At 36.1% G+C, this 21,754-nt stretch carries 18 protein-coding genes; 9 read left to right on the top strand and 9 right to left on the bottom strand.

The features are described 5' to 3' along the window. Window positions 1-183: 183 nt before the first annotated feature. From VHP32_01605 to VHP32_01590, 4 genes are all read right to left on the bottom strand, one after another. Entirely contained in the window at window positions 184-1,164 is a 981-nt protein-coding gene (locus VHP32_01605; protein HEX2786570.1) for a lysylphosphatidylglycerol synthase transmembrane domain-containing protein, read from the bottom strand. Between the two features lie 78 nt (window positions 1,165-1,242). Next, entirely contained in the window at window positions 1,243-1,827 is a 585-nt protein-coding gene (locus tag VHP32_01600) for a Maf family protein (GenBank protein ID HEX2786569.1), read from the bottom strand. Window positions 1,828-1,834: 7 nt separating this feature from the next. Beyond that, window positions 1,835-2,101 carry a hypothetical protein gene (locus VHP32_01595; protein HEX2786568.1) on the bottom strand — a complete coding sequence of 89 codons (267 nt, stop codon included), beginning with the start codon at window positions 2,099-2,101 and terminating at the stop codon, window positions 1,835-1,837. A 12-nt stretch (window positions 2,102-2,113) separates the two neighbouring features. Further along, the gene (locus VHP32_01590) at window positions 2,114-3,886 is read right to left on the bottom strand and encodes a proline--tRNA ligase (GenBank protein HEX2786567.1); all 1,773 of its coding nucleotides are present in this window, start codon (window positions 3,884-3,886) and stop codon (window positions 2,114-2,116) included. A gap of 193 nt (window positions 3,887-4,079) precedes the next feature. Between VHP32_01590 and VHP32_01585 the strand changes: the two genes are divergently transcribed. The 5 genes from VHP32_01585 to VHP32_01565 all read left to right on the top strand — a co-directional run bounded on the left by VHP32_01585 (window position 4,080) and on the right by VHP32_01565 (window position 9,743). Continuing rightward, window positions 4,080-5,075 carry a hypothetical protein gene (locus VHP32_01585; GenBank protein HEX2786566.1) on the top strand — a complete coding sequence of 332 codons (996 nt, stop codon included), beginning with the start codon at window positions 4,080-4,082 and terminating at the stop codon, window positions 5,073-5,075. 106 nt (window positions 5,076-5,181) lie between these two features. Continuing rightward, a complete protein-coding gene (gene fahA, locus VHP32_01580) occupies window positions 5,182-6,441 on the top strand; it encodes a fumarylacetoacetase (GenBank protein ID HEX2786565.1) in 1,260 nt (419 codons plus the stop codon). Then, the gene (locus VHP32_01575) at window positions 6,438-7,286 is read left to right on the top strand and encodes a hypothetical protein (GenBank protein HEX2786564.1); all 849 of its coding nucleotides are present in this window, start codon (window positions 6,438-6,440) and stop codon (window positions 7,284-7,286) included. The genes fahA and VHP32_01575 overlap by 4 nt, the downstream gene beginning before the upstream one ends. 77 nt (window positions 7,287-7,363) lie before the next feature. Beyond that, window positions 7,364-9,349 (top strand): PAS domain S-box protein, encoded by a 1,986-nt coding sequence (locus VHP32_01570; protein HEX2786563.1) that lies wholly within the window; start codon window positions 7,364-7,366, stop codon window positions 9,347-9,349. Between the two features lies 1 nt (window position 9,350). Further along, window positions 9,351-9,743: a response regulator gene (locus VHP32_01565; GenBank protein HEX2786562.1), complete on the top strand. Its 393-nt coding sequence runs from the start codon at window positions 9,351-9,353 to the stop codon at window positions 9,741-9,743. Between the two features lie 251 nt (window positions 9,744-9,994). Here VHP32_01565 and VHP32_01560 read toward each other — a convergent pair whose 3' ends face one another. Together VHP32_01560 and VHP32_01555 are read right to left on the bottom strand one after the other, a co-directional pair. Continuing rightward, a complete protein-coding gene (locus VHP32_01560; protein HEX2786561.1) occupies window positions 9,995-11,200 on the bottom strand; it encodes a hypothetical protein in 1,206 nt (401 codons plus the stop codon). Between the two features lie 107 nt (window positions 11,201-11,307). After that, window positions 11,308-12,093, bottom strand: a complete 786-nt coding sequence (locus VHP32_01555; GenBank protein ID HEX2786560.1) for a hypothetical protein — start codon at window positions 12,091-12,093, stop codon at window positions 11,308-11,310. Between the two features lie 131 nt (window positions 12,094-12,224). Here VHP32_01555 and VHP32_01550 point away from each other — a divergent pair, with 131 nt between their 5' ends. Then, window positions 12,225-12,953: a hypothetical protein gene (locus VHP32_01550; protein HEX2786559.1), complete on the top strand. Its 729-nt coding sequence runs from the start codon at window positions 12,225-12,227 to the stop codon at window positions 12,951-12,953. Window positions 12,954-12,962: 9 nt separating this feature from the next. Here the strand turns inward: VHP32_01550 and VHP32_01545 are convergent, their stop codons facing one another. After that, the gene (locus VHP32_01545; protein ID HEX2786558.1) at window positions 12,963-14,747 is read right to left on the bottom strand and encodes a S8 family serine peptidase; all 1,785 of its coding nucleotides are present in this window, start codon (window positions 14,745-14,747) and stop codon (window positions 12,963-12,965) included. Window positions 14,748-14,876: 129 nt separating this feature from the next. On the opposite strand from VHP32_01545, the gene VHP32_01540 reads away from it, so the two are divergent. After that, the gene (locus VHP32_01540) at window positions 14,877-17,339 is read left to right on the top strand and encodes a T9SS type A sorting domain-containing protein (protein HEX2786557.1); all 2,463 of its coding nucleotides are present in this window, start codon (window positions 14,877-14,879) and stop codon (window positions 17,337-17,339) included. Between the two features lie 118 nt (window positions 17,340-17,457). Here VHP32_01540 and VHP32_01535 read toward each other — a convergent pair whose 3' ends face one another. Next, entirely contained in the window at window positions 17,458-18,876 is a 1,419-nt protein-coding gene (locus VHP32_01535) for a choice-of-anchor B family protein (protein HEX2786556.1), read from the bottom strand. 178 nt (window positions 18,877-19,054) lie between these two features. Between VHP32_01535 and VHP32_01530 the strand changes: the two genes are divergently transcribed. Both VHP32_01530 and VHP32_01525 read left to right on the top strand, forming a co-directional pair. Then, window positions 19,055-19,429: a nuclear transport factor 2 family protein gene (locus VHP32_01530; protein ID HEX2786555.1), complete on the top strand. Its 375-nt coding sequence runs from the start codon at window positions 19,055-19,057 to the stop codon at window positions 19,427-19,429. A 57-nt stretch (window positions 19,430-19,486) separates the two neighbouring features. After that, window positions 19,487-21,301, top strand: a complete 1,815-nt coding sequence (locus VHP32_01525; protein ID HEX2786554.1) for a M20/M25/M40 family metallo-hydrolase — start codon at window positions 19,487-19,489, stop codon at window positions 21,299-21,301. On the opposite strand, the gene VHP32_01520 is transcribed toward VHP32_01525, so the two are convergent. After that, the gene (locus tag VHP32_01520) at window positions 21,298-21,663 is read right to left on the bottom strand and encodes a hypothetical protein (protein HEX2786553.1); all 366 of its coding nucleotides are present in this window, start codon (window positions 21,661-21,663) and stop codon (window positions 21,298-21,300) included. The two genes, VHP32_01525 and VHP32_01520, sit on opposite strands and share 4 nt — an antisense overlap. Window positions 21,664-21,754: the final 91 nt, after the last annotated feature.

Raw genomic sequence — 21,754 nt, 5'->3', positions numbered from 1 at the left:
CAAAACATCCATTCTATAATAGAATGAATTTCAGAAAATCCTGCAAACCTAAACCATAACTCAAACTTTTGTGGAAAAATAGAATAGTTAGAATAAACGATAGAATGAGAAATAGAATACAAAATAGAATGAAAATGGAATGGAATAATTCCCCCTTTGGAGGGGGATTGAGGGGGAGGAAATTTACTCCAGACTCTCAAGACTTCTGTGCGAGTGCTTCTGATAAATAGAAACGGCAACGATGCCGACAAGCACTCCGAACCAGAGCGTTGCTGTGCGGATTATTATTGTTGATGCAACCGAAACGTTCGCAGGAATTTTCAGCACCTGCATAAGCCCCGTAAGCGATGCATCCGTCAAGCCGAGCCCTCCCGGCAAAAATGCAATCGCGCCGATTAAAGTCGAGAAGCCGTAAATGAAAGTTGCAATCAGCAAGCTCACCTCGATTCCCGTCGTAACCGAGAAAACATTCAGCACTATATAAAATCCGAGGCACTCGAAAAACCACGACGCAATGCTGATGAGAATTGCAATAATTAGCGGCTTTATTTTAACGAGTTGATAAATGCTGTCGTATGCAGTATGAAATTTATGAATGTGCTTTGAAAGAAAATTTATTTTTTCAAGAAGTCCTATAAACCCGAGTGAAAGTTTTTTTGAGCTTAGCATCAGCGCAAACGCAATGAAAACAACCCCGACAATTATAATAATCGTCTGTCCGTAATCAAACACATAAGCACCGACTATGCATAACATCACGATTGAAATAAAATCCGTTAATCTCTCTGCGAGAATTATCGGAGCTGACTTGGAAATAGGTGTTCCGTTTTCTTCTTTGAGCAGATACGATTTCAAAACTTCTCCCATTTTTCCGGGAGTAACGCTCATCACAAACGCCGAAAGAAAAATTAAAAAGCTTATGCTTGTCTTAATTTCAATCTTAAGAAGCTTTCTGTAGTATTCCCATTTAAAAAATCTGAAAATATAATTGACGAATGACAGAGCAAGAATTACAGGATACCACCACCAGTTAAACTCAGCAAAAGCAACGAGCAGTTTATCAAAGTCCGCATATATGCTGAATGCAAGAAAAACCAACGCTCCCGCCGCGCAGGAGATTAAAATTTTTCGTTTGTATTTTTTAAATAAATTTTTCTGAGGCATATCTAGCTGCCCACTAATTACACAAATTTACGCGAATTATTTTTTAAAAGATTAGTGTTCATTTGTGAAATTCGTGGGTTACATTTTCTTTAAATTCTCATACATCTTCACAAGCGGAAGTCCGACGACGTTGTAATAATCACCTTCGATTTTATCTATGAACAAACATCCGAAGTCATCCTGAATGCCGTATGCACCGGCTTTGTCAAGTGGCTTGTACGTTTCGACATAAAAATTAATTTCATCCTTGTGCAGATTTCTGAAATGCACTTTAGTGATTTCGTAATCAAAAATTTCTTTTTTACTTTGAGTATCGACAAGATTAAATCCCGTAAACACAAGATGTGTTTTATTGCTTAACTGTTTTAGATAGTCCGCCGCCTGCTGTTCGTCTTCCGGCTTGTTCAAAATTTTTTCATCGAGAACAACAATCGTATCGGCGGAAATTACAATTTCATTTTTATAATTCTGAGAAACTGATTTTGATTTATTAATGGAATTGAATCTGATGACGTCAAGAGGCGAGTAATTTCCTGAATTAATTTCTTCAGCCTTGCTGTCAACCGCAATAAAATCGAGACCGATTTGTTTCAATAAATTGTTCCGCCTTTGCGACTTCGACGCGAGAACATATTTGCGGGAAAATATTTCCTTAAAAGTCATTGCGGATTTATCTGTTACCCCGCATCGCACGGAAAAGAAAGCTTATTACAAGCAGGACAACAATCGTTCCCGTAAGGTCAATTAAAAATGATATGAATTTGCTATCACTGTAAAGAAGTGAGCTTGCTAATGTAGCACCTGTAATACCGGCAAAGATATAAACTATGATTCTTAAAAATAAATTCGGAATTGCTTTTGTGCTTACAAAAAAAGATGCAATCAATCCGAGTAATCCTCCGGTTAGAATTTCAGACCAACTTATTTCTATAGGCATAAGATTTTTAATTTATGTTTGATGAATGTATGGGTCTTTCACAACTTTATGGCTTTCGAACAAATACTTATAAGTATTCAAAAGTACTGTAAGCTCTGCAAACGGGACAACGAATCTCTCGCCGCTTCTGCGAAGCTTAACTTCGAGCTTTCCTTCTTTCATATTTTTATCACCGATAATTACCTGCACGGGCATTCCAAGTAAATCGGCATCATTAAATTTAAATCCTGCTCCGACATTTAATCTGTCATCATATAAAACTTCATAACGTTTATTTTGCAGGTCTGCGTATAAATCATCCGCAAAAACTTTTGTCTCTTCGATTTTCGGATTAACACAAATCAAATGAATCTGGAACGGAGCAATCTCTCCTTGCCATATAATTCCCTTTTCATCGTGATTCTGTTCGATGTATGCCGCACAGCTTCTTTGAACACCTATGCCATAGCTTCCCATCACAATCGGCTGCTGCTTTCCGTTCTTATCGAGAAAATATGCGCCAAGCTTTTCTGAAAATCTTAATCCAAGCTTGAATATATGCCCGACTTCAATTGCCTTCGTAACTTTTATTTTTTGTTTTCTGTCCGCAGTTTCTTCACCGCTCTTCGCTGTTCTTATATCCTGATATTCAATCGATGGAACGTCACGTTTGAAATCTATATTTCTTATATGATAATCGTCTTCGTTTGCACCTGAAATTAGCTCATCAGCATCTTTCAAAGTTAAGTCGGCAATAATTTTTATGTCTTTTGTTTTTAAATTAATTGGACCAATAGAACCCGCATTCGCTCCGCTAATTCCCGGAAGTTCATCATTGTTTGCAGGACGCAAACCCGCGCCGAATATAGCAGACAGCTTGCTCTCATTCACTTCATCATCACCGCATACAAGCGCAAGGATGTACTCGTTTATCTTTTTACCTTTTTTCTCTATGACATTCACAAACACTCTTGACTTTGCAAGACGCGATTTATCTTGTGTGCCAACAAAGTCTGCAAGCTCATCAATTGTTTTTATGTTTGGGGTATGAAATTTCTCAAATGACAAATTTGAATCTTTTCTTGCAACCGGTTCTCTATATGAAACCGCAACTTCCATGTTCGATGCATACTTCAAGTCTTCAGTTACCGCAACATTATCTTCACCTGCGTCAGACTCAACCATAAACTCTTCGGAATCTTTTCCGCCCATCGCCCCTGAGTGTGCTTTCACTGAAAAGAATTTCAATCCCAATCTTGTAAAAATATTTCTATATGCCTGCGCATGCTTGTCATAAGAAACATCAAGTCCTTCCCAATCAGCATCAAACGAATAAGCATCTTTCATAGTGAACTCACGCGTTCTCAAAACTCCCCCTCGCGGACGCGCTTCGTTTCTGAACTTCGTATGTATCTGATACCAAATCTGCGGCAACGCTTTATATGAATTAAGACTATTCTTGGCAATCGTAGTGAATACTTCTTCGTGTGTCGGCGCCAGAACCATCTCGCGGTTTTTCACTTTGAAAATATCATCGCCGTAAATCTCAAATCTGCCTGACTCAACCCAGAGTTCGTTCGGCGACAAACCCGGAAGCTGAAACTCAAGCCCCCCGATTTTATTCATCTCATCACGAATAATGTTTATTATTTTATTAAATACCCTGAACCCGAACGGCAAATAAGAATAAACCCCAGCCGTAAGCTGGGAAATCATCCCTGCCCTAATCATTAAAATATGCGATTTTGTTACTGCATCGTTAGGAACTTCCTTAACAGTCGGTATGAAATACTGCGATAATCTCATTAATTGGTAATTATTATCTAAAATTTTTGTTAAGTTATAAAGATACTTATATAATGAGAGTATAACAATGTATGAAATTATTGTATAATTTTATGGAATTTAATAAATAAGTTTTATAACTCAATAAAATATTTGCATTATTTTATTAATCTTCTTATATTAACCTTTCAAATTAGGGGGTCTTAACATTATTATGTTTGAAACTGTAACTAACCAGACCAATACTCGCTCAATTATTGGTCTTGCCGAAAAATTCATAGATTTTGCGGGTATGTTTCCACCTGCTAAATTGCCGTTAAACCAGGCGTTTGCTAACTATATTCGTTATGCAGGCGACCAGTATAACTGGCTTTTATCCAGATTTATCTGTCCGGCAAATCAGTTATTGAATTTAGCAGAGATTATTAAAGAGAATTTCGAATATGTTAATTATCCGATTAGCATTTCGGTTCTTGGCAAAGGCGGTGATAACATTAAGGATTTCAGAAATGAAGTGCTTAATGATATTAATGCTTTCAAAGCTTTCCGCTCGAGATTCACAACCAACTTTGAAGCTGATGCTTATGAAATAAAGCTTCCCGAAGAAATTCTTTTTACAAAGGATGAACGGGCTTTAGAAGAAGCAATCAAGTTCACGGTTGATGAGATTGAAGAAAAAGTCGGCAGCAACATAAGAATTTATTTCGAAGGAATTTATAAAGCTGACTGGGACCACAGCGTTGATATGGTAACTGATGTTCTTTCAAATCTCAAAGCAATTGATAAAAACGTCGGGTATAAAGTTCGTCTCGGCGCATTTTCAGGAATCGATGTTCCCTCCTGCAGACAAGTTGCAGTTGTTTTGTTAAACTGCCTCGACCGTTCACTGCCAATGAAAGCAACGCAGGGACTTCATCATCCGTTCAGGCATTACAGCGAAGAAATTCACGGAAAGATGCACGGATTCATAAATCTTTTTGTTGCGGGAATTCTTGCTAACAGGCATAATCTTGAGGGTGATGTTGTTATTAAAATTCTTGAAGATGAAAACCGTGAGAATTTTGTATTCACTGATGAAGGACTTTCATGGAAAGGATTTGAAGTTGATGTAGATTGGATAAAATACGGAAGAGAAGATTTCATGAATTCATTTGGAACCTGCTCAGTTGAGGAACCTATCGAAGACTTGCAAAAACTAAATTTGATTTAAGTTTTTGAAATGAAATAATTGTTATTTTTAAGTATTTTAAATGAGGGGCATTAAGCCCCTTTTTTATTTTAAATAAGACGTAGCAAAAATATCTAATATCATAGAAATGATAAAATCTTTTATTCCTGTTTCACCCGACTCACATTTTCCTATTCAAAATCTTCCCTTTGGAGCATTCAAGCATAGAAATTTTAAGAATGTTCATATCTGCACAGCAATCGGTGAGTTTGTTGTTGATTTAACCTATCTCGCAGAAAAAAATTTCTTTTCAGTAATTTTAAAAGACAAACATATTTTCAGTGATGGCAGCTTGAATAAGTTCATGGCACTGGATTCAGATATAAGAAAAGATTTCAGAAAAAAACTTCAGTCGCTTCTCGATGAAAATAACAAAATTATTCGCGATGATGTGGAGTTAAGAGAAAAATGTATTTACCAGCTGAGCAAATGTGAACTGGTTATGCCAGTGAAAATCGGGGACTACACGGATTTTTATTCTTCAAAAGAACATGCGACAAATGTAGGAATAATGTTTCGAGGGAAAGAAAATGCTTTAATGCCTAACTGGCTTCATTTGCCTGTGGGCTATCACGGAAGAGCAAGTTCAGTTATAATCAGCGGAACTGAAATTCACAGACCAAGCGGACAGACAAAAGCTGACAATGAAGAGATGCCGAAATTCGGACCATCAAAACTTCTTGACTTCGAGCTTGAGATGGGATTTTTTATTTCACAGTCTAATGAACTTGGACATCCTGTTAATGTAAATGATGCATTGCAAAAAATTTTCGGGCTTGTGATTGTTAACGACTGGAGCGCAAGAGACATTCAGAAATGGGAATACGTTCCGCTTGGACCGTTCCTTGCAAAAAACTTTGCAACTTCTATTTCACCTTGGATTGTAACTCTTGAAGCTCTTGAACCATTCAAAACCGATAACGTTAAGCAAGAACCTGAACCGCTGCCTTATTTAAAACCGAAAAGAAATTTTACTTATGATATTACTCTTGAAGTTGCTATACAAACTGAAAAGCTCGATAAGCCATTTATAATTTCCAAATCAAATTTTAGTTATTTATACTGGAGTATGCAGCAGCAGCTTGCTCATCATACAATCACGGGATGCAATTTGCAGACAGGCGATTTGCTTGCATCGGGAACGATAAGCGGAGAAGCGGAAAATTCACGCGGAAGCATGCTTGAGCTTACCTGGCGCGGTGAAAACCCGCTCAAGCTTCCAAACGGTGAAGAAAGAAAATTTATTCAGGATGGTGATACAATTATTATGACCGCATACTGTCAGGGTGACGGGTATAAAATCGGTTTCGGAGAAGTAACAGGAAAAATTTTACCTGCTTTAAAATGATTTTAAAAGCATTTTATATTTTATCAGTTACACTAATTTGTTTCATACTTGTTTTATCAAGCTGTAGCAACAATCCGACTGCGCCGGATAATCCTTTTGAGAATTTCCGTTATCCATATCAAAACGGGATAAGCTGGTTTTATAATAACAGAACATTTTTTTATAACGTCCGACCGGATTCAATCGGCATTTATGTTTCGGATGATACCGTCAGTGGTTCGGGGTTTTCAATTTACACTGGTGATACTATCATTAACGGGGTTTCATCAAAATTGCTCAGAAGTGAACACGTTTCTCCGTCGCACGCACATATTACTTTGGAATCTTTTATTCAGACAGATACGGGATTGATTTCAAACTTCGGTGGGAAAAACGGGAGAAGTTTCGGTCCGTACTTACCTAACAGTGGTATAAAATTTATTTTTGGCAATAAAGAATTTTATAACGTCAAAGACATTCTTTCATATTATGCATACGATATAAATCCTGATACAGGATTTGTAGATACAGCATCAGTTAACTGCATAAAATATCCCGTAATTGCGGGAACCGAATGGCATTTTCGCTCGCTCGGAGGCGGCTTGAACCTTTACAAAAAGTATGCAGACATAGTTGATGTTAGTACTCCGCTTGGAGTTTTCAATTGCATGCAGGTTCAGAGAATTTTTAAAAATTCTTCAACCCCCGATACTAATTTTGTTTTAAATGATTTTCTTTCGGAAAAAGGAATTATTAAACGCGATTATATTATTAAAAATATTGAAGTATATAATTCCAATAATCAGGTAATCGGGTACTTTGACGTAAAAGAAGAATATATGATTCAGCTTATAAACGGTTTTTAAATTATTGATATTGATTAATTTTTAGTGTTTTTTATTTGGAAATAAAACTTTAGGTTTCAGAATAATCAAATTTACTGGTGCCGAGTTCGATACAAAAAAATAAAAAAAGTATTTTTAAAAAACCTTCACGGCGATTAACGCAGAAAAAATTCCCTTCTGCACAGGCGCTTACTACCCTGATTGCAAAATTAAAAAAAGCAAACAACCAGCTCTTAGAACAGGAAAAAATTCTTCGTCAGAATGATACAAACATCAAAGCGCTCCTGGAAAATACCCTGCAATCATTTATTCTTATTGACCGTAAGTTTAATGTAGTTGAATTTAATAAAACTGCTTTCAGTTCAAAAAAGAAAGTTGCCGGAAAAAAACTGCAGAAAGGAATTCATATTTCTGAATACGTTCCGCCTAAGCTTCTTCCCGAGTTTGCAAAAATTCTCGCGAAATGTTTTAAGGGTAATCCGATTGTTGTAACACGGGCATTTGTCGGAGTTGACGGCACTCCTTTTACTTTTATTTTCAGCTTTACCCCCGTAAACTATGACGGCAAAAAATATAATAATATATCAATAAGCTCCCTCGATATAACGGAGCTAAAAGAAACTGAAGACAAGCTGCGCGAATCTGAGGCTTACCTGAAAGCCCTGATGCGAAGCAGTGACATCGGGTTATGGGCTATTGATAAAAATTATAAAATTTTATTCTTTAATGAGTATCATGCAAAATCTTTAAAAGATTTTTTCGGCATTAAAATAAAAATCGGAGCAGATGCCAGAGAGCTTATTCATCCCGGTTCGGATAAAGACCTTACTCTTTTTATGTATGATAAGGCTTTGAATGGACAGTCATTTTCTTATGAAGAGAAGCTGACTTTAAAAAACGGCACTTCAATCTGGACTGAATTCCGATATGCACCCGTAAAGATTAATGATGAAGTAATCGGTGTCGTTGTCCGTGCAATCGGAATCACTTCAAGGAAAGAAATGGAAGAAAAAATTATTGAAAGCGAGGCAAACCTTTCTTCCATAATTGAGAACTCAAAGGAATCAATATGGTCAGTTGATACTAACTATAAGCTTTTAAAATTCAACTCGCATTTCAAAAATTTATTAAAATATCTTATTAACCGTGATATCCAGATAAGCGACTGCATTTTATACCCTGAATTCGGAGATGATGTAATTAAACAGTGGGTTGAGCGGTATGACAAGTGCTTCAATGGCGAATCAGTGATATTTGAACATGAAAGAGATAAAAAATTTTTTAAAATTTTCATGCATCCTTTGATTGAGAACGGAGGAAGGATAACCGGCGCTGTATGCGTTTACAGGGATGTAACAAAAAAGAAAAAAGATGAGCAGATTAGAGAAAAGCTTACAAATGATTTGATTACGAGAAACAAAGAGCTGCAGGAATTTGCATACATCATTTCTCATAATCTTCGAGCTCCTGTTGTTAATCTTGAAGCGCTCGTTTCCCTGTATGACAAACAGAATCCGGATGCCGATGACAACCATGAAATTCTTGATAATTTTGAATACTGCATAAAACAATTAAAGGAAACACTTGAAGATTTGATTCAGGTAGTTTCCATTAACTCTGACAAAACTTTCAAGCGTGAAAAAATTCAGTTTGAAAAACTTCTCAATGACATTAAAAGTTCTTTATACACACAGCTTAAGGAAGCTAACGCAGACGTGAGAATTGATTTTGAAAGCGCACCTGCCATAAACTACCCTTATTCACACTTGCATAACATAGTTATCAACTTGATTACAAACTCCATAAAATTCCGTTCCCCGTTCCGTCCTCTGAAAATTTCAGTTTCAACTGAAAAAGTTAACGGTTACATTAATCTGAAATATTCAGATAACGGCATCGGATTTAATTATGAAAAATACAAAGACCGCGTGTTCGGGCTTTACCAGCGATTCCATGAAGGCAAAGAAGGGAAAGGGCTTGGCTTGTATCTGATAAATTCCATTTTGCGCGAGATGGACGGCAAGCTCAATATCTGGAGCAAGGAAAATGAAGGGACCAGATTCGACATTTTCTTAAAAGAATAGAATGTCCTGCAAAAAAAATATATTGATTGTTGATGACGACAGTGTATTTATTTTCCTGAGCAAAAAATTATTTTCAAAATTTGCCCCGCACTGCAATGTTGATACCTGCGGAAACGGAAAGGAAGGCATTGAGCTCATTCACAACTGCATCCGCAAAAAAACTTCACTGCCAGATACCATCCTTCTCGATATAAATATGCCCGTATTCAACGGATGGGATTTTCTTGAAGAATTTATTCTTCTGCCGGAAGATATGACCTCAAAATCCGACATATACATTCTAACTTCGTCAATTCGCGATGACGATAAGGAGCGCTCGAAGAATTATTACATCGTAAAAGAGTTTATCTCCAAACCCATCACACCCGAAATCATTAAAAAAGTAATTGCGTAATTTCATTTAACTTCCGAATAACAAAAAGAATAGCACAAAGGCACAAAATTACAAAAACTATTCTTATTTATTATTCACAAATTTATTTTGAGTTTTGTGTTTTAGTGATTTTGTGTTAAAAAATATTAAATGATTGTTGTCAAATTCCTGCTAAACATATCTACCTTTTAAAAATATTTTCGTAAATCATAACTCTCATACAAAATCAGCGTTGAAGTCATCAGCGTTGAAGTCATCAGCGTTGAAAAATTTCATCTCATGAACTGCATATCACGCCAATCCCATACACGCATCGGCTGTTCGTGAATCGGAACCGGAAATTCAGACCACACCGTCCATGCTTCCCTGCTTGTCGCTCCTTTGAAATGAATTAAAAAACTTGTAAGAGTAAGAATAATTAACAAAGCTAAACAAGCTTTTTTCATGCTCGCCTGCATTTGTAAAATCCATTTCAGTCCGAAGATGAAAAAATAAATGAATAGCGGAAGCATATCCGACATAAACCTTGGCCCATAGGACAATCCTGCCCACCATGTCGAAAAACTCGAGACAACTAATAAATGCAGAATAATTATCGCAATTAAAAATTTATCGAGCGGGTCTTTGTTATGTTTCAGCTTATAAAAAACTCCCGCTATGGATAAAATCAAGACGGGTGAAAAAATGAATATCCCCCTGCTCGGGCTTATGAGGTTTGCAAATATTGCCTGAAGAGATGTGAGCCCAATTCCCAGCCGTTCCGTGCCGTAATATGACGGCAGAACCGTTCCGTATATCGAAAGATTGTAAACAAAAAATAAAATTACGACTATGCTTCCGTATAAAAAATATTTCGAAAAATATTTTCTGTAATAAATAAATACATAAATTGAGATGACGATAATCGTAACGATACTGCTCGGACGAACTAAGAATGAATAAAAAAGCGGAATGCTTACATAACTTATGAGAGAATTTTTTTCTTTTGCTTTCAGGAGCATATATAAAACAATCACAAGAATTAAAATCACAGGACCGTGCGACCACAGTCCCCTGCTTGCAACGGAATAAACCGAAGTGCAGAATGCAAACACAAACGTTGTGAACAGCGAATAAATATTATCGAGATACAACTTCGAGATTTTGAAAACAAAAACACATGCAAGAGCCATCAGAAACGATGCAGTGAAAAGCTCGACGCCGTGATATAAACCGATAACATCGTATGTATAAACCGCTTTACGCGAGCGCACCTGAACATAATTTTTTATGAAAGGAATTTTTTCTATTCCCGGACTGAGAAAAACATTTGCTGCAAACACAAACGGCACTGTCATGAACGTTGTGCCGGGCGGAAAATAATTATAATAATGTCCGTTCACCTGCTCTATTCCGTAATATTCATTCTCAATTATCTTATCTTCAAACTCATCGAGATTCAGGTTGCCTTCTTTTATGAAGCTGTAAGCGCTATGCACAGTCCACCTCGAATCAAACGAAGTGACATTATACGAAACCAGATACGCAATGAGAGTGATGAAAAAAATGAGAAAAGGGAGATTTTTGTTTGGTAAATTAATGTAACTTACCCTTTCTTTTTAAAATGTTCCAAATGCTCTTTGAAGTTAATATGTTGAGGATAAAATTCATGAGGTAGCCCCATATTCTTTTCAATTTTTCCTGATAAATATTTAATCAAATTTCTTGAAGAATCCAATAGATTGTTCATTAAGCAACATACAAACATTTCAGAAACTCTAGGCGCTACTACAATTTTATTTTCTATATATTCTTCAGCTTTAAAATGTATAATTTCATTTCTTAAATATTCTAAATATTTAAAATCTTGCCAACATTCTAGTTTTGCAAAATTTATATTAATATTAAAACATTTAGTGATAACTTTTTTTATTTTATCAGTTGTAGACATTTTTCGTTCAATATCAATTTTACCATAACTGAATTTTTCCCCATTCTTTTCCCATTCAAATTTAATATCATTGGGTATTAAATTATTAATTATGGATTCTACAAAAGTATACGAAAATACTATACCTACAAATACTTTTTCCAAACAATCATATAACAAAAATTCTTTTGATATATCTTTCATTTCAAAATAATCTTTTTCTCTATTGTAAAGTATAAAAGGGCAAATTTCTTTTTTATAAATTTGTTCAGCTTCTCGTATAGAATTATCTGATATATTAAGAAATAACGAAGGAAAATTAGGTCTGCTAATAATAAATGAAGATTTTATGGCTCCTTGCGAGTGTTTATATATGTCAAAACCTTGTTTATAATATTTATCCCCTGTTGTAAAAATTTCCACTCTTTTATCAGGTAGTTCTTTATAATCTACTTTGCCCATTATTTTAAATAAATTTAATCAATTTACCTCATTTCTTTTTTAAAAAATATATTTTATTTTTTCAAATCACGGGAACCTAATTAAAAGGTGAGAGTTCCAATACAAAATTCTAACAAAATAAAAACAATATTATGAAAACCGCCATACTGTTTTTGTTTTTTACCGTTTTTTCAGGCATTTCTTTTGCGCAAAATCAATATTTACTTTTAAATCAAGGCATGCCGGTTTTAACCGAAAGCGCTCTGACTTTAGAACAAAATGAGTTTCAGTGGGGACTGGGTGGTTCAAGTCGCAGATCTCACACCACGGGGTTTGGTCAGGTAAATTACGGAATATTATCCAATCTTGAGGCATTTGTAAATATAGGAACCTATAGCGGTTATAGCCGTTCATCAGATAATTTCATTGACAGGATAGACGCAGGTCTTAAATATAATATAAATCCCGGCTCAAAAATATTTCCTTTAATATCATTTTCTGCTAAGTACATGCCGGAATTCTTCGGCACAGATAAAATTTTACTTAAAGCAATTGCGACAAAATCTTTCGGTAATGTAAGGACACACCTAAATTTAAGTAACTACTTCAATGAGGGTTGGAATGAAAGAACATTTGATGCCGGAGGAGCAATAGATTATAATTTTCCAAATCAAAAACTTCTTTTAGTAGGTGAAATTGTTGCTCATAATTTTTCAAATTTGGAATATTCCTATCATATAGGAGCAAAAAAACAGATCGGAGATAGTTTTGTAATTTACGGCGGAATCGGTGCAATGGTTAGTGAAACTATTTCTCCCCGCAAGAATATATCACTTGGGATTAATTGGTATGGATTCGACTGGCTCGGAGATTTACAATAAGTACCTTTACTATTTTACCAATACCATTTTTCTTGTTGATACAAATTTATCATTAACGCTCATAGTATAGAAAAATACTCCGCTTGATAGAGCAAAATCGTTTGTATTTAACTCGACCGTAAATCCTCCGTCGGGATAAGACTTATTATTCAGAACATACCCGACAAATGCGCCTTTAATGTCATAAACTTTTATAGTAACATTTCCGCCTGTTCTTAAAGAGAACGGAATTGTCGTAACGGGATTAAACGGGTTAGGATAATTCTGATTTAAAATATAATCATGCGGAATAGGTGTTTCAGGGTCGATGTTTGAAACTTCACGTGCAAGCTTAAGTGCTTCCCACGTATCAATTGTTCCCCATCCGATCAGATTATTAGGCGTTGAAGTATTATTTGCGGTGGTTTTCAAAAAACCCATTACCTGCATCGGCATTAAATCATTATTAGCTGATAAAATAATTGCGCAAGCACCTGCGACCATAGGGCATGAAAATGACGTTCCGCTTCCGCTTGACGTATACCCTGTTGTTCCTGCGCCTGTTGTTGCGGTCAGATTCCCGCTGCCAACAGCCATAACATCAGGTTTAATTCTTCCATCCGTAGTCGGTCCGATTGAGGAAAAAGCTGAACGCTGTCCGTTAAAATTTATTGAACCTATTGTTAATACACTGTCACCGTCTGCAGGAGCATTTAAGGTATTATGATTTGCATCAAATCCGTTATTACCTGCCGAATTCACAACAATTATTCCTTTATGAACCGCAAGGTCTGCAGCAATTGTAATCCTGCAGCTGTCACCGTTCATCCACGTCCAGTTATAAGTATATGCCGAACCCGGATCCATATCAAGATATCCGAGTGAACTGGTAATTATATCTGCACCAAGCGAATCAGCCCATTCGGCTGCAGCTATCCAGTTATCTTCTTCCTGAGGAGTTTCGCTATCGGTGTTTTCGGTTTTTGCAATTATATATCGTGATTGAAATGCAGGTGATATTAAAAATCCCGGGGCATAGCCTGCAACCAGTGAGAGGGTTCTTGTTCCGTGACCGCCGTCACCCATTTGACCGCCTTGATTTGAAATAATTGTGTCATGATTTACAAAATCATAAGTTCTTATTCCTCGGACTCTCATACTGTCAAAACAAGGATGCGTCAGGTTATCAACACCTGTATCAAACGATGCAATCAATATTCCCTGTCCTTTGTATCCGCTGTCATGACAAATCGGAACATTTATCAATTCGCTCTGCTGAAAAGAACTTCCATAGTTTAATGAATGCTGAGAAGGCGGATTATCGGCTGTGATTTCTTCAATAGCATTATCTATGAGAGTTTTTTTATTCTTTTGTTTTTCAGGCAGCGGGAAAGTATTCACAAAATCGATTTTTCTGATAAAATCATATTCTAAAAGAGATTCAATTTGCTCCTGTGTGGCATAGCATGAAACAGCATTGAACCATTTTGATATCTGCTTAACATTAATTTTTTCATTCTTGATGGCATCAATATAATTTTTATTTACAGGTATGTCGGTATAATCTATATTTAATTCGCCTGATTTCGAGCGTCGTTCAAAATTTTCTTTAGTAAGGTTGCGTATGGCATCGTCAATAGTATTTCCGCCTTTGTCAGTAAAAAAAATCCAGACTAAATATGAATTATTCCCGGGAATATTGTTCAATACTTTGTTGAGATTCATAGAAAGCTTCGGGTTAGAAATTTGCTTATTAAAACCCGAAAACAAAACAAATATCAATATAAAAAAAACGCTAATGTAGATTTTTTTCATGGCAATATTATAAACACTCTTGATATGAAAAGAGTTTAAATTTATAGAATATTTGTTTAATTTAATATAAATTTCAATTGAAATTTAAGTGCATTCATTGCACTGTTTTAACCTAACCCTTTTATGAAAATGAAAAATATTTTATCAGTTTTTTTATTTTTACTCATTGCAGTAAATTCCTTTGCTCAGGATTTATATATTCCTAACAATCCTTATGACGAAGCTCCTGAGGAAGTGAAAAAAAGAAAAGCATTCAATCGTGAACGCTGGTTTTATGAGCAGAGAATGTTTCCAAACAACTATATTCCTGACGGTGCATATAAAAAAGCACAGGATATGAGAGATGAATTGAGAAGAACTCAAGGATTTTATTATAATACTGAAAATACATGGGAAAGCATAGGACCAACAAGCGGAAGCTTAACTTCTTGGGGAAAGATTTCTTCAAGAATGGGTTCTATTAAAGTCCATCCGACTGACCCGAATATAATTTATATTGGCGGTGCATGTGGCGGTATATGGAAAACAACCAATGGTGGTTTGAACTGGATGCCGAAATCGGATAATCAGGTGTCTTTATCGACCGGTTCCATTGCAATTGACCCCACAAATACAAACATAATTTATTATGGAACAGGTGAAGCAACCTATAGTATTGTTTCTTATACAGGAAGAGGATTATTAAAGTCAACTGACGGCGGAGATACGTGGACTAATTATACAACCGGTCTCCCTTCGCAAACACTATTTGCAAGAATTGCAATCCGTCCAGGCGCTCCTAATGAATTGCTTGCAGCACTGGGAACAACAGGCGGTGTATATAGAAGTACCGATGCCGGAGTAAGTTGGGTTCAGGTTAGAGCAGGCAGATGTGATGATGTTGTTTTTGATCCGACAGGAACTAAAGCATACATTAACGGCAGCAGCGGTGTCATTATATCTACTGACGGTGGTGCCTCATTTACTCAAACAGTAACAGGATATGCTCCGGGTGCAAGAAATCAAATTACGATTGCTAAAACCAATCCTAATATTTTATATGCTTCAGGATATTTTTCAGGCGATGGCTCAATAAGAGTATACAAATCAACCGATGCCGGATTAAATTGGGCTCAGGTTTCCGTCGGAACGAACTTTGCCGGTTCACAGGCATGGTATGATTTTTATATTTATGCTAGTCCTTTTAATGAGAACTTGGTATATGTCGGAAGCATAGACACCTGGCGCTCAACAAACGGAGGAACTTCATTTACTAATATTACGAATGCTTATTCAGGCGGCGGTGTCCATCCTGACCAGCAAAATATGGATTTTCATCCGACCGACCCTAATATTATATACATAGTGAATGACGGGGGTTTAAATAAATCAACCGACCAGGGCAATACATTTACAAATCTAAATGCGGATTTGACTTTAACGCAGTTTTACAGGATGACTTCGAATCCTACAAATCCTCAGCAGCTTCTTGGCGGAACCCAGGATAACGGAACTCAGCAAACATTAGGCACTATTACATGGGCGGCTGCATTTGGAGGAGATGGAGGTGAAGTTTGTTTCCATCCTGTTAATTCTCAATACATTTTAGGTGAAACTCAAAATAATGGAGTTCAGAAATCCACAAATGGCGGAATGTCATTCAGCGGCGCTACAAGCGGTCTGACCGGTTCAGGCGCATGGGTAGGTCCTATTATTGCTCATCCTGATTCAGCTACAATTTTTTATACAGCAAGACAAAGAGTTTTCAAATCTACTACCTGGGGAGGAAACTGGGTAGCAATCTCATCAGGCATAAGCGGCACTATAAGAGAACTTGCAATCAGCAAATCAAACCCTTCAATAATTTATGGAAGCGTATCAGGTTCAATTTTCAAATCAACTGACCGCGGTTATACTTTTGCAAGCGTAACAAACAACATGCCCGGTTCGGTCATCACAAGTATTTCCATAAAACCCGATAACCCTGATGATGTTCTTCTCAGCTTTGCATCAACCGGAAGCTATGGTGTGGCGCGAACTACTAATGGCGGTGTAAATTGGGTCAATGTATCGAGCAATTTACCAACAACCCCCGTTAACGATGTAATGCATTATTATCCGAATATGTCAACAAATGTATTTATTTGCGCAACTGATGTCGGAGTATTTATGAGCAACAATCTCGGCGGAAGCTGGATTGAGCTTGCGAACGGATTGCCTAACACTGTTGCAATGCATCTTGATTATAACGCAATGTCAAACAGATTAACAATAGGAACACACGGAAGAGGGACATACAGATTAACAGCTCCGCTTGTTAATGTCAGCAACATAAGTTCAACTATTCCCGACAATTATAATTTATCTCAAAATTATCCTAATCCGTTTAATCCTGTTACAAAGATTAAATATGCGATTAAACAATCGGGAATGGTTACATTAAAAGTTTATGATGCGCTTGGAAGAAACGTTTCAACTATAGTAAATCAAAATCAATCTCCCGGAACTTATGAAGCGATTTTCGATGCATCGAACCTAACGAGCGGAATTTATTTCTATAAAATCGAAACAGGAAACTACGCGGAAACAAAAAAGATGATGGTGCTTAAATAGTTTAAGGTTGTAAAGTTTATAAAGTTATAAAGCATAAACAAGAAAGCCCGCGAAAAGCGGGCTTTCTTGTTTAAGGATAAAACCTGTGTCATTCTGAGCGAAGCGAAGAATCTCGGGATTACTTCACCAGTATCATTCTCTTTGTTTGAGAATGATTTCCATAAGTCAGCTTATAAAAATAAATTCCTGAAGAATAATCTTTTCCATCAAATTTTACTTTATATGTTCCTGAATTTAATTTCTCATTAACCAACGTTGTCAGCATTCTTCCCGATAAATCAAAAACTTGTAAATTAACATTTGAGTTTGCGCCCTGAGCCGGTATTGAAAACTCAATCGTTGTTTCGGGATTAAACGGATTCGGATAATTCTGCGCAAGAGAAAAATTTTCTGCGTGACTGTTTATGTTCTGAACGTTCACAGTATTGCCGATTTTCAAAACATATAAACCTGTATTCATATCCGAAACAATAATTTTTCCTGAAGGAAATTTATAAACGCCCCATGCGCCGGCAAAAGTGTTTGAATTCGCAGAAGGATAAGTATCATACCATGCAATTTCCACAGGGTTTGTGGGGTCTGCAATGTTCAAGACTCTTACACCCGCATTGTAGTGAGCAATATATGCAGTGTCTCCTATTATTTCGACATTATGAACAATCGTGTTTGTAATTCCGGTCGGCTGCCAATTTCTTATAAAGGTTATGTTAGACAGGTTTTGTTTGTTCCAGATTTTTAATTTCCCCGGAGGATTATTGGTTTCATCTGTTGTAAAAATATATTTCCCGTCTTTTGTGACTGCGCTGTTGTGTGTGAAAGCATTCGGTATTGTTCCGAATGACGCAATTTGCCTGAGTGTATCTTTATTTGATACATCAAACATCACAAGCTTTCCCGTATAAATATTTGAGGCATATAAAGTATCATTAACAACTCTGCAATCATGAACATATTCCGTATTGTATCTTCCTCTTTTGAGCGGCGCGAGCGGGTTTGTCAAATCGAGTATGGTAGTTCCATGCCCAAACTCAACGTTGCAACCGTTAATGTATAAATAAGCTCCTGATTGTGAAATTGTATGAGACGAACTATGGTTAGGAAGGAAATATTTTCCGCGATAAACAACCGTGTCAGGCAGTCCCGATAAATCAAAAATTTCTATTCCGCTTGTATCCGCTTCCGAAACCACATAGAGATAATTACTATAAACTTTCAATTCACGCCAAATATTTCCCTGGTCAGGATTTGAAAAATTAATTGTAGCCGGACTAAAATAAACTTCACGTATGTTTGCAGAATCTGTTATGTCAACAATCTGCGTTCCAATTCCGCATCCCATAATTGCATATTCTCTCCCGTTAGGAGCAACATAACCCCAGCATGCAGAATAATGCCATGGAGGTGTATGCGGAGAAGGAACTCTTCTTGTGTCAATATTTTTTAACAAATACATGTTGTTATGCCCAAGCTGGGCTTGTGAAACTGAGCTATATATAAAACTTATAAGTAAAATGAAAATATAGAGTAAATTCTTCATAATAATATTATCTTAAATTTTATTTTTATACGTGTTTAGACGGATTTAGTTTAAAAAGTTCTCACGTTAATCTCCTACTTATTCAATAAATTTTTTATGATAAAAATAGGTTCCTATATGCTGCACAATTACATATAAAAATAGCATTAAATTGCGTATTTTATACAAATAAACTTATATGAATACGAAAGCATTACTTGAACAAATTGGAAAAACAATTGATGCAAAAGATACGGTTGGTTTTGCAGATTTCATTACTGCAGACGGTCAGTTCCGTTTTGCAAATTATCCGGCTGCTCAAGGTAGGGAAAATATCATAAAAGCAGTTGATGATTTTTTTAAAACAATAAAATCATCGAAACATAGCATAATAAAATACTGGCAGGATGATAATTCAATTGTCTGGCAGGGAGAAGTTTTATATACTCGTTTAGATGGAAAACAGCTAACAATTAATTTTGTAAATATATTTAATATGTCGGGCGATAAGATAAAAGATTATTTCATCTACATTGACAATACTCCGCTTTATGCGGATATGCCTGAAGTATAATTTTATTCTAATACAAACATTTTTTTAATTTACAACCACACAATTTATAACCATACAATGAGAAAATATATTTTAATATTATTTATACTTGTGCTTTGCGGATTCGGAATTCAAAATGACGGACCCGAAATCACAAAAGAAGAGCTTAAAGAACATTTAATGTATCTTGCAGATTCTTCTCTTGCAGGCAGGTTTCCCGGAACCGAAGGCGACCGGCTTGCGCAAGAATATATTATAAAAGAATTTCAAAAAAGCGGGTTAAAACCTGCAGGAATGAATGGAACATACATTCAGGAATTTAAAATGGCAACTCAAATGAAGCTTGGTGATAACAATTCTGCAACGATTTCCACAGGTGATACTACTTATAATTTAACGCCAAAAGATAATTATACTCCATTGGGTTTCACAGGCAATGGCAGCGCAAGTGGTAATTTAGTTTTTGTCGGATACGGAATCGATGCACCGGAACAGAACTATGACGATTTTAAAGATACTCTTGGAAATAATTTAAATCTTCAGGGGAAAATTTTGATAATGATGAGGTTTGGTCCTGACCATCTTAATCCGCATGGCAATCCGTTCGAGAAATATGAAGATACAAGATATAAAACTTTAATTCCGCGTGATGAAGGTGCCGCAGGAATTATAGTTATCAACGGTCCAGAGTTTGACGAAAACGACCGGCTTATGAGAGTGCGATATGACAATATGCTTGCAAATCAAGGAATTCCGATTATTAATGTTAAACGTGATATAATAAATGCAGTTCTAAAAGCTAATGGATATGATATTAAAGAGCTTCAGAAAAAAATTAATGATGCAAATAAATCATATTCATTTGAGCTTGCAAAAGGCTCTGCTTCTTTTGAAACAATGGTAACTCCTACACTTGCAAAAACAGGCAACATACTTGGTTTTCTTGAAGGTAATGACCCTGTTTTAAAAAATGAAGTTGTAGTTATAGGTGCGCATTATGACCATGTCGGACTTGGCTTATACGGCTCACTTGCTGCAAATAAAGAGGAACAAATTCATTACGGCGCAGACGACAATGCATCGGGAACAACAGCAACTCTGGAAATTGCTGAAAAACTTGCAGCTAATCGAAAAGACTTAAAGAGAAGCGTATTGCTTATGCTCTTTGGTGCAGAAGAAGCAGGCATTATTGGTTCGGCTTATTTTACTAACTCGGATTTATTTAAGCAATATAACATTGTTGCAATGCTGAATATGGATATGATCGGGAGATATAAAGATAAATTAACAATTTATGGCATAGGAACCTCTCCAATCTGGGAAACAATGTTGACTAATATAAACAATACAACATATAAATTTGACATCGGATTTGTTCCTGACGGTTATGGACCCTCCGACCATTCAAGTTTTTATGCAAAGAACATTCCCGTTCTGCATTTCTTCACAGGCACACACGAAGATTACCACAGACCGTCGGATACTTTTGATAAAATCAATTACGATGCCCAGCAAAACATTGCAAGAATGGTTTATGATGTTGCAATTGAATTGATTAATGCTCCTAAAAAACCTGAGTTCACGGTTGTTAAGAAAGAGCAGCAGCAAACACAGACAACGGGTCAGATGAAGGTTACAGTCGGAACAATTCCTGACTATGGTTTTACGGGTGAAGGGTTAAAAATAACCGGCGTAAGAGAAGGAAGTCCGGGTGCAAAAGCCGGATTACTTGCAGGTGATGTAATTATAAAATTTGGCGAGACTTCCATTAAAAATATTTATGACTATACGAATGTTTTGGGCAAATACAATCCTGATGACGAAGTGGATATTATTGTTAAACGCGGTGAGCAGGAATTAACTCTGCATGTGAAATTGGAAAAGAGAAATTAATAATTTCTATCCGGATAGGCACTTGCCTTACTTGTTTGATACTGATTTTTTTGCGGAGAATGGAGATATATCCGTTCTCCGTTTTTATTTATTATATGTTTTTTATCATCAACAAATAAGCCAACAATATCAACAATAAATCTTAATATATTCCATCCCTTCGATGTTTTATTTTTATCAAACATAAGCCGCACCTGTTCAATACCTAATTTTATCTTATCAAGAGTTGATAAAAGCGTATCCCCGCCACCGGTAACGTATATTTTTTTGTTATTCAGATTACTTGAGTTAGAACTATAGAGATTTGATGTGCTGAAGAGGAATGTGAACGATGCTAAAAAGATGAAAATTGACTTTTTCATATATACCTCAAATTATTATGGTATAAAGATATATAGGAAATATTTTTAAGTCAAGTCCTATTTGCTGTGAAGTAAAATGAGATTTGAAACC

The organism is Ignavibacteria bacterium (assembly GCA_036262055.1).
Lineage (GTDB): Bacteria > Bacteroidota > Ignavibacteria > Tepidaquicellales > Tepidaquicellaceae > DATAJP01.
The sequence above is the reverse complement of the archived record's forward strand: the minus strand, read 5'-3'. Positions and strand labels throughout refer to the sequence as shown.

Bases quoted from the DNA above. Each gene is read 5' to 3' on its own strand.
- VHP32_01605 (HEX2786570.1), bottom strand. From the start codon at position 1,164: ATGCCTCAGAAAAATTTATTTAAAAAATACAAACGAAAAATTTTAATC.
- VHP32_01600 (HEX2786569.1), bottom strand. From the start codon at position 1,827: ATGACTTTTAAGGAAATATTTTCCCGCAAATATGTTCTCGCGTCGAAG.
- VHP32_01595 (HEX2786568.1), bottom strand. From the start codon at position 2,101: ATGCCTATAGAAATAAGTTGGTCTGAAATTCTAACCGGAGGATTACTC.
- VHP32_01590 (HEX2786567.1), bottom strand. From the start codon at position 3,886: ATGAGATTATCGCAGTATTTCATACCGACTGTTAAGGAAGTTCCTAAC.
- VHP32_01585 (HEX2786566.1), top strand. From the start codon at position 4,080: ATGTTTGAAACTGTAACTAACCAGACCAATACTCGCTCAATTATTGGT.
- fahA (HEX2786565.1), top strand. From the start codon at position 5,182: ATGATAAAATCTTTTATTCCTGTTTCACCCGACTCACATTTTCCTATT.
- VHP32_01575 (HEX2786564.1), top strand. From the start codon at position 6,438: ATGATTTTAAAAGCATTTTATATTTTATCAGTTACACTAATTTGTTTC.
- VHP32_01565 (HEX2786562.1), top strand. From the start codon at position 9,351: ATGTCCTGCAAAAAAAATATATTGATTGTTGATGACGACAGTGTATTT.
- VHP32_01555 (HEX2786560.1), bottom strand. From the start codon at position 12,093: ATGGGCAAAGTAGATTATAAAGAACTACCTGATAAAAGAGTGGAAATT.
- VHP32_01550 (HEX2786559.1), top strand. From the start codon at position 12,225: ATGAAAACCGCCATACTGTTTTTGTTTTTTACCGTTTTTTCAGGCATT.
- VHP32_01545 (HEX2786558.1), bottom strand. From the start codon at position 14,747: ATGAAAAAAATCTACATTAGCGTTTTTTTTATATTGATATTTGTTTTG.
- VHP32_01540 (HEX2786557.1), top strand. From the start codon at position 14,877: ATGAAAAATATTTTATCAGTTTTTTTATTTTTACTCATTGCAGTAAAT.
- VHP32_01535 (HEX2786556.1), bottom strand. From the start codon at position 18,876: ATGAAGAATTTACTCTATATTTTCATTTTACTTATAAGTTTTATATAT.
- VHP32_01530 (HEX2786555.1), top strand. From the start codon at position 19,055: ATGAATACGAAAGCATTACTTGAACAAATTGGAAAAACAATTGATGCA.
- VHP32_01525 (HEX2786554.1), top strand. From the start codon at position 19,487: ATGAGAAAATATATTTTAATATTATTTATACTTGTGCTTTGCGGATTC.
- VHP32_01520 (HEX2786553.1), bottom strand. From the start codon at position 21,663: ATGAAAAAGTCAATTTTCATCTTTTTAGCATCGTTCACATTCCTCTTC.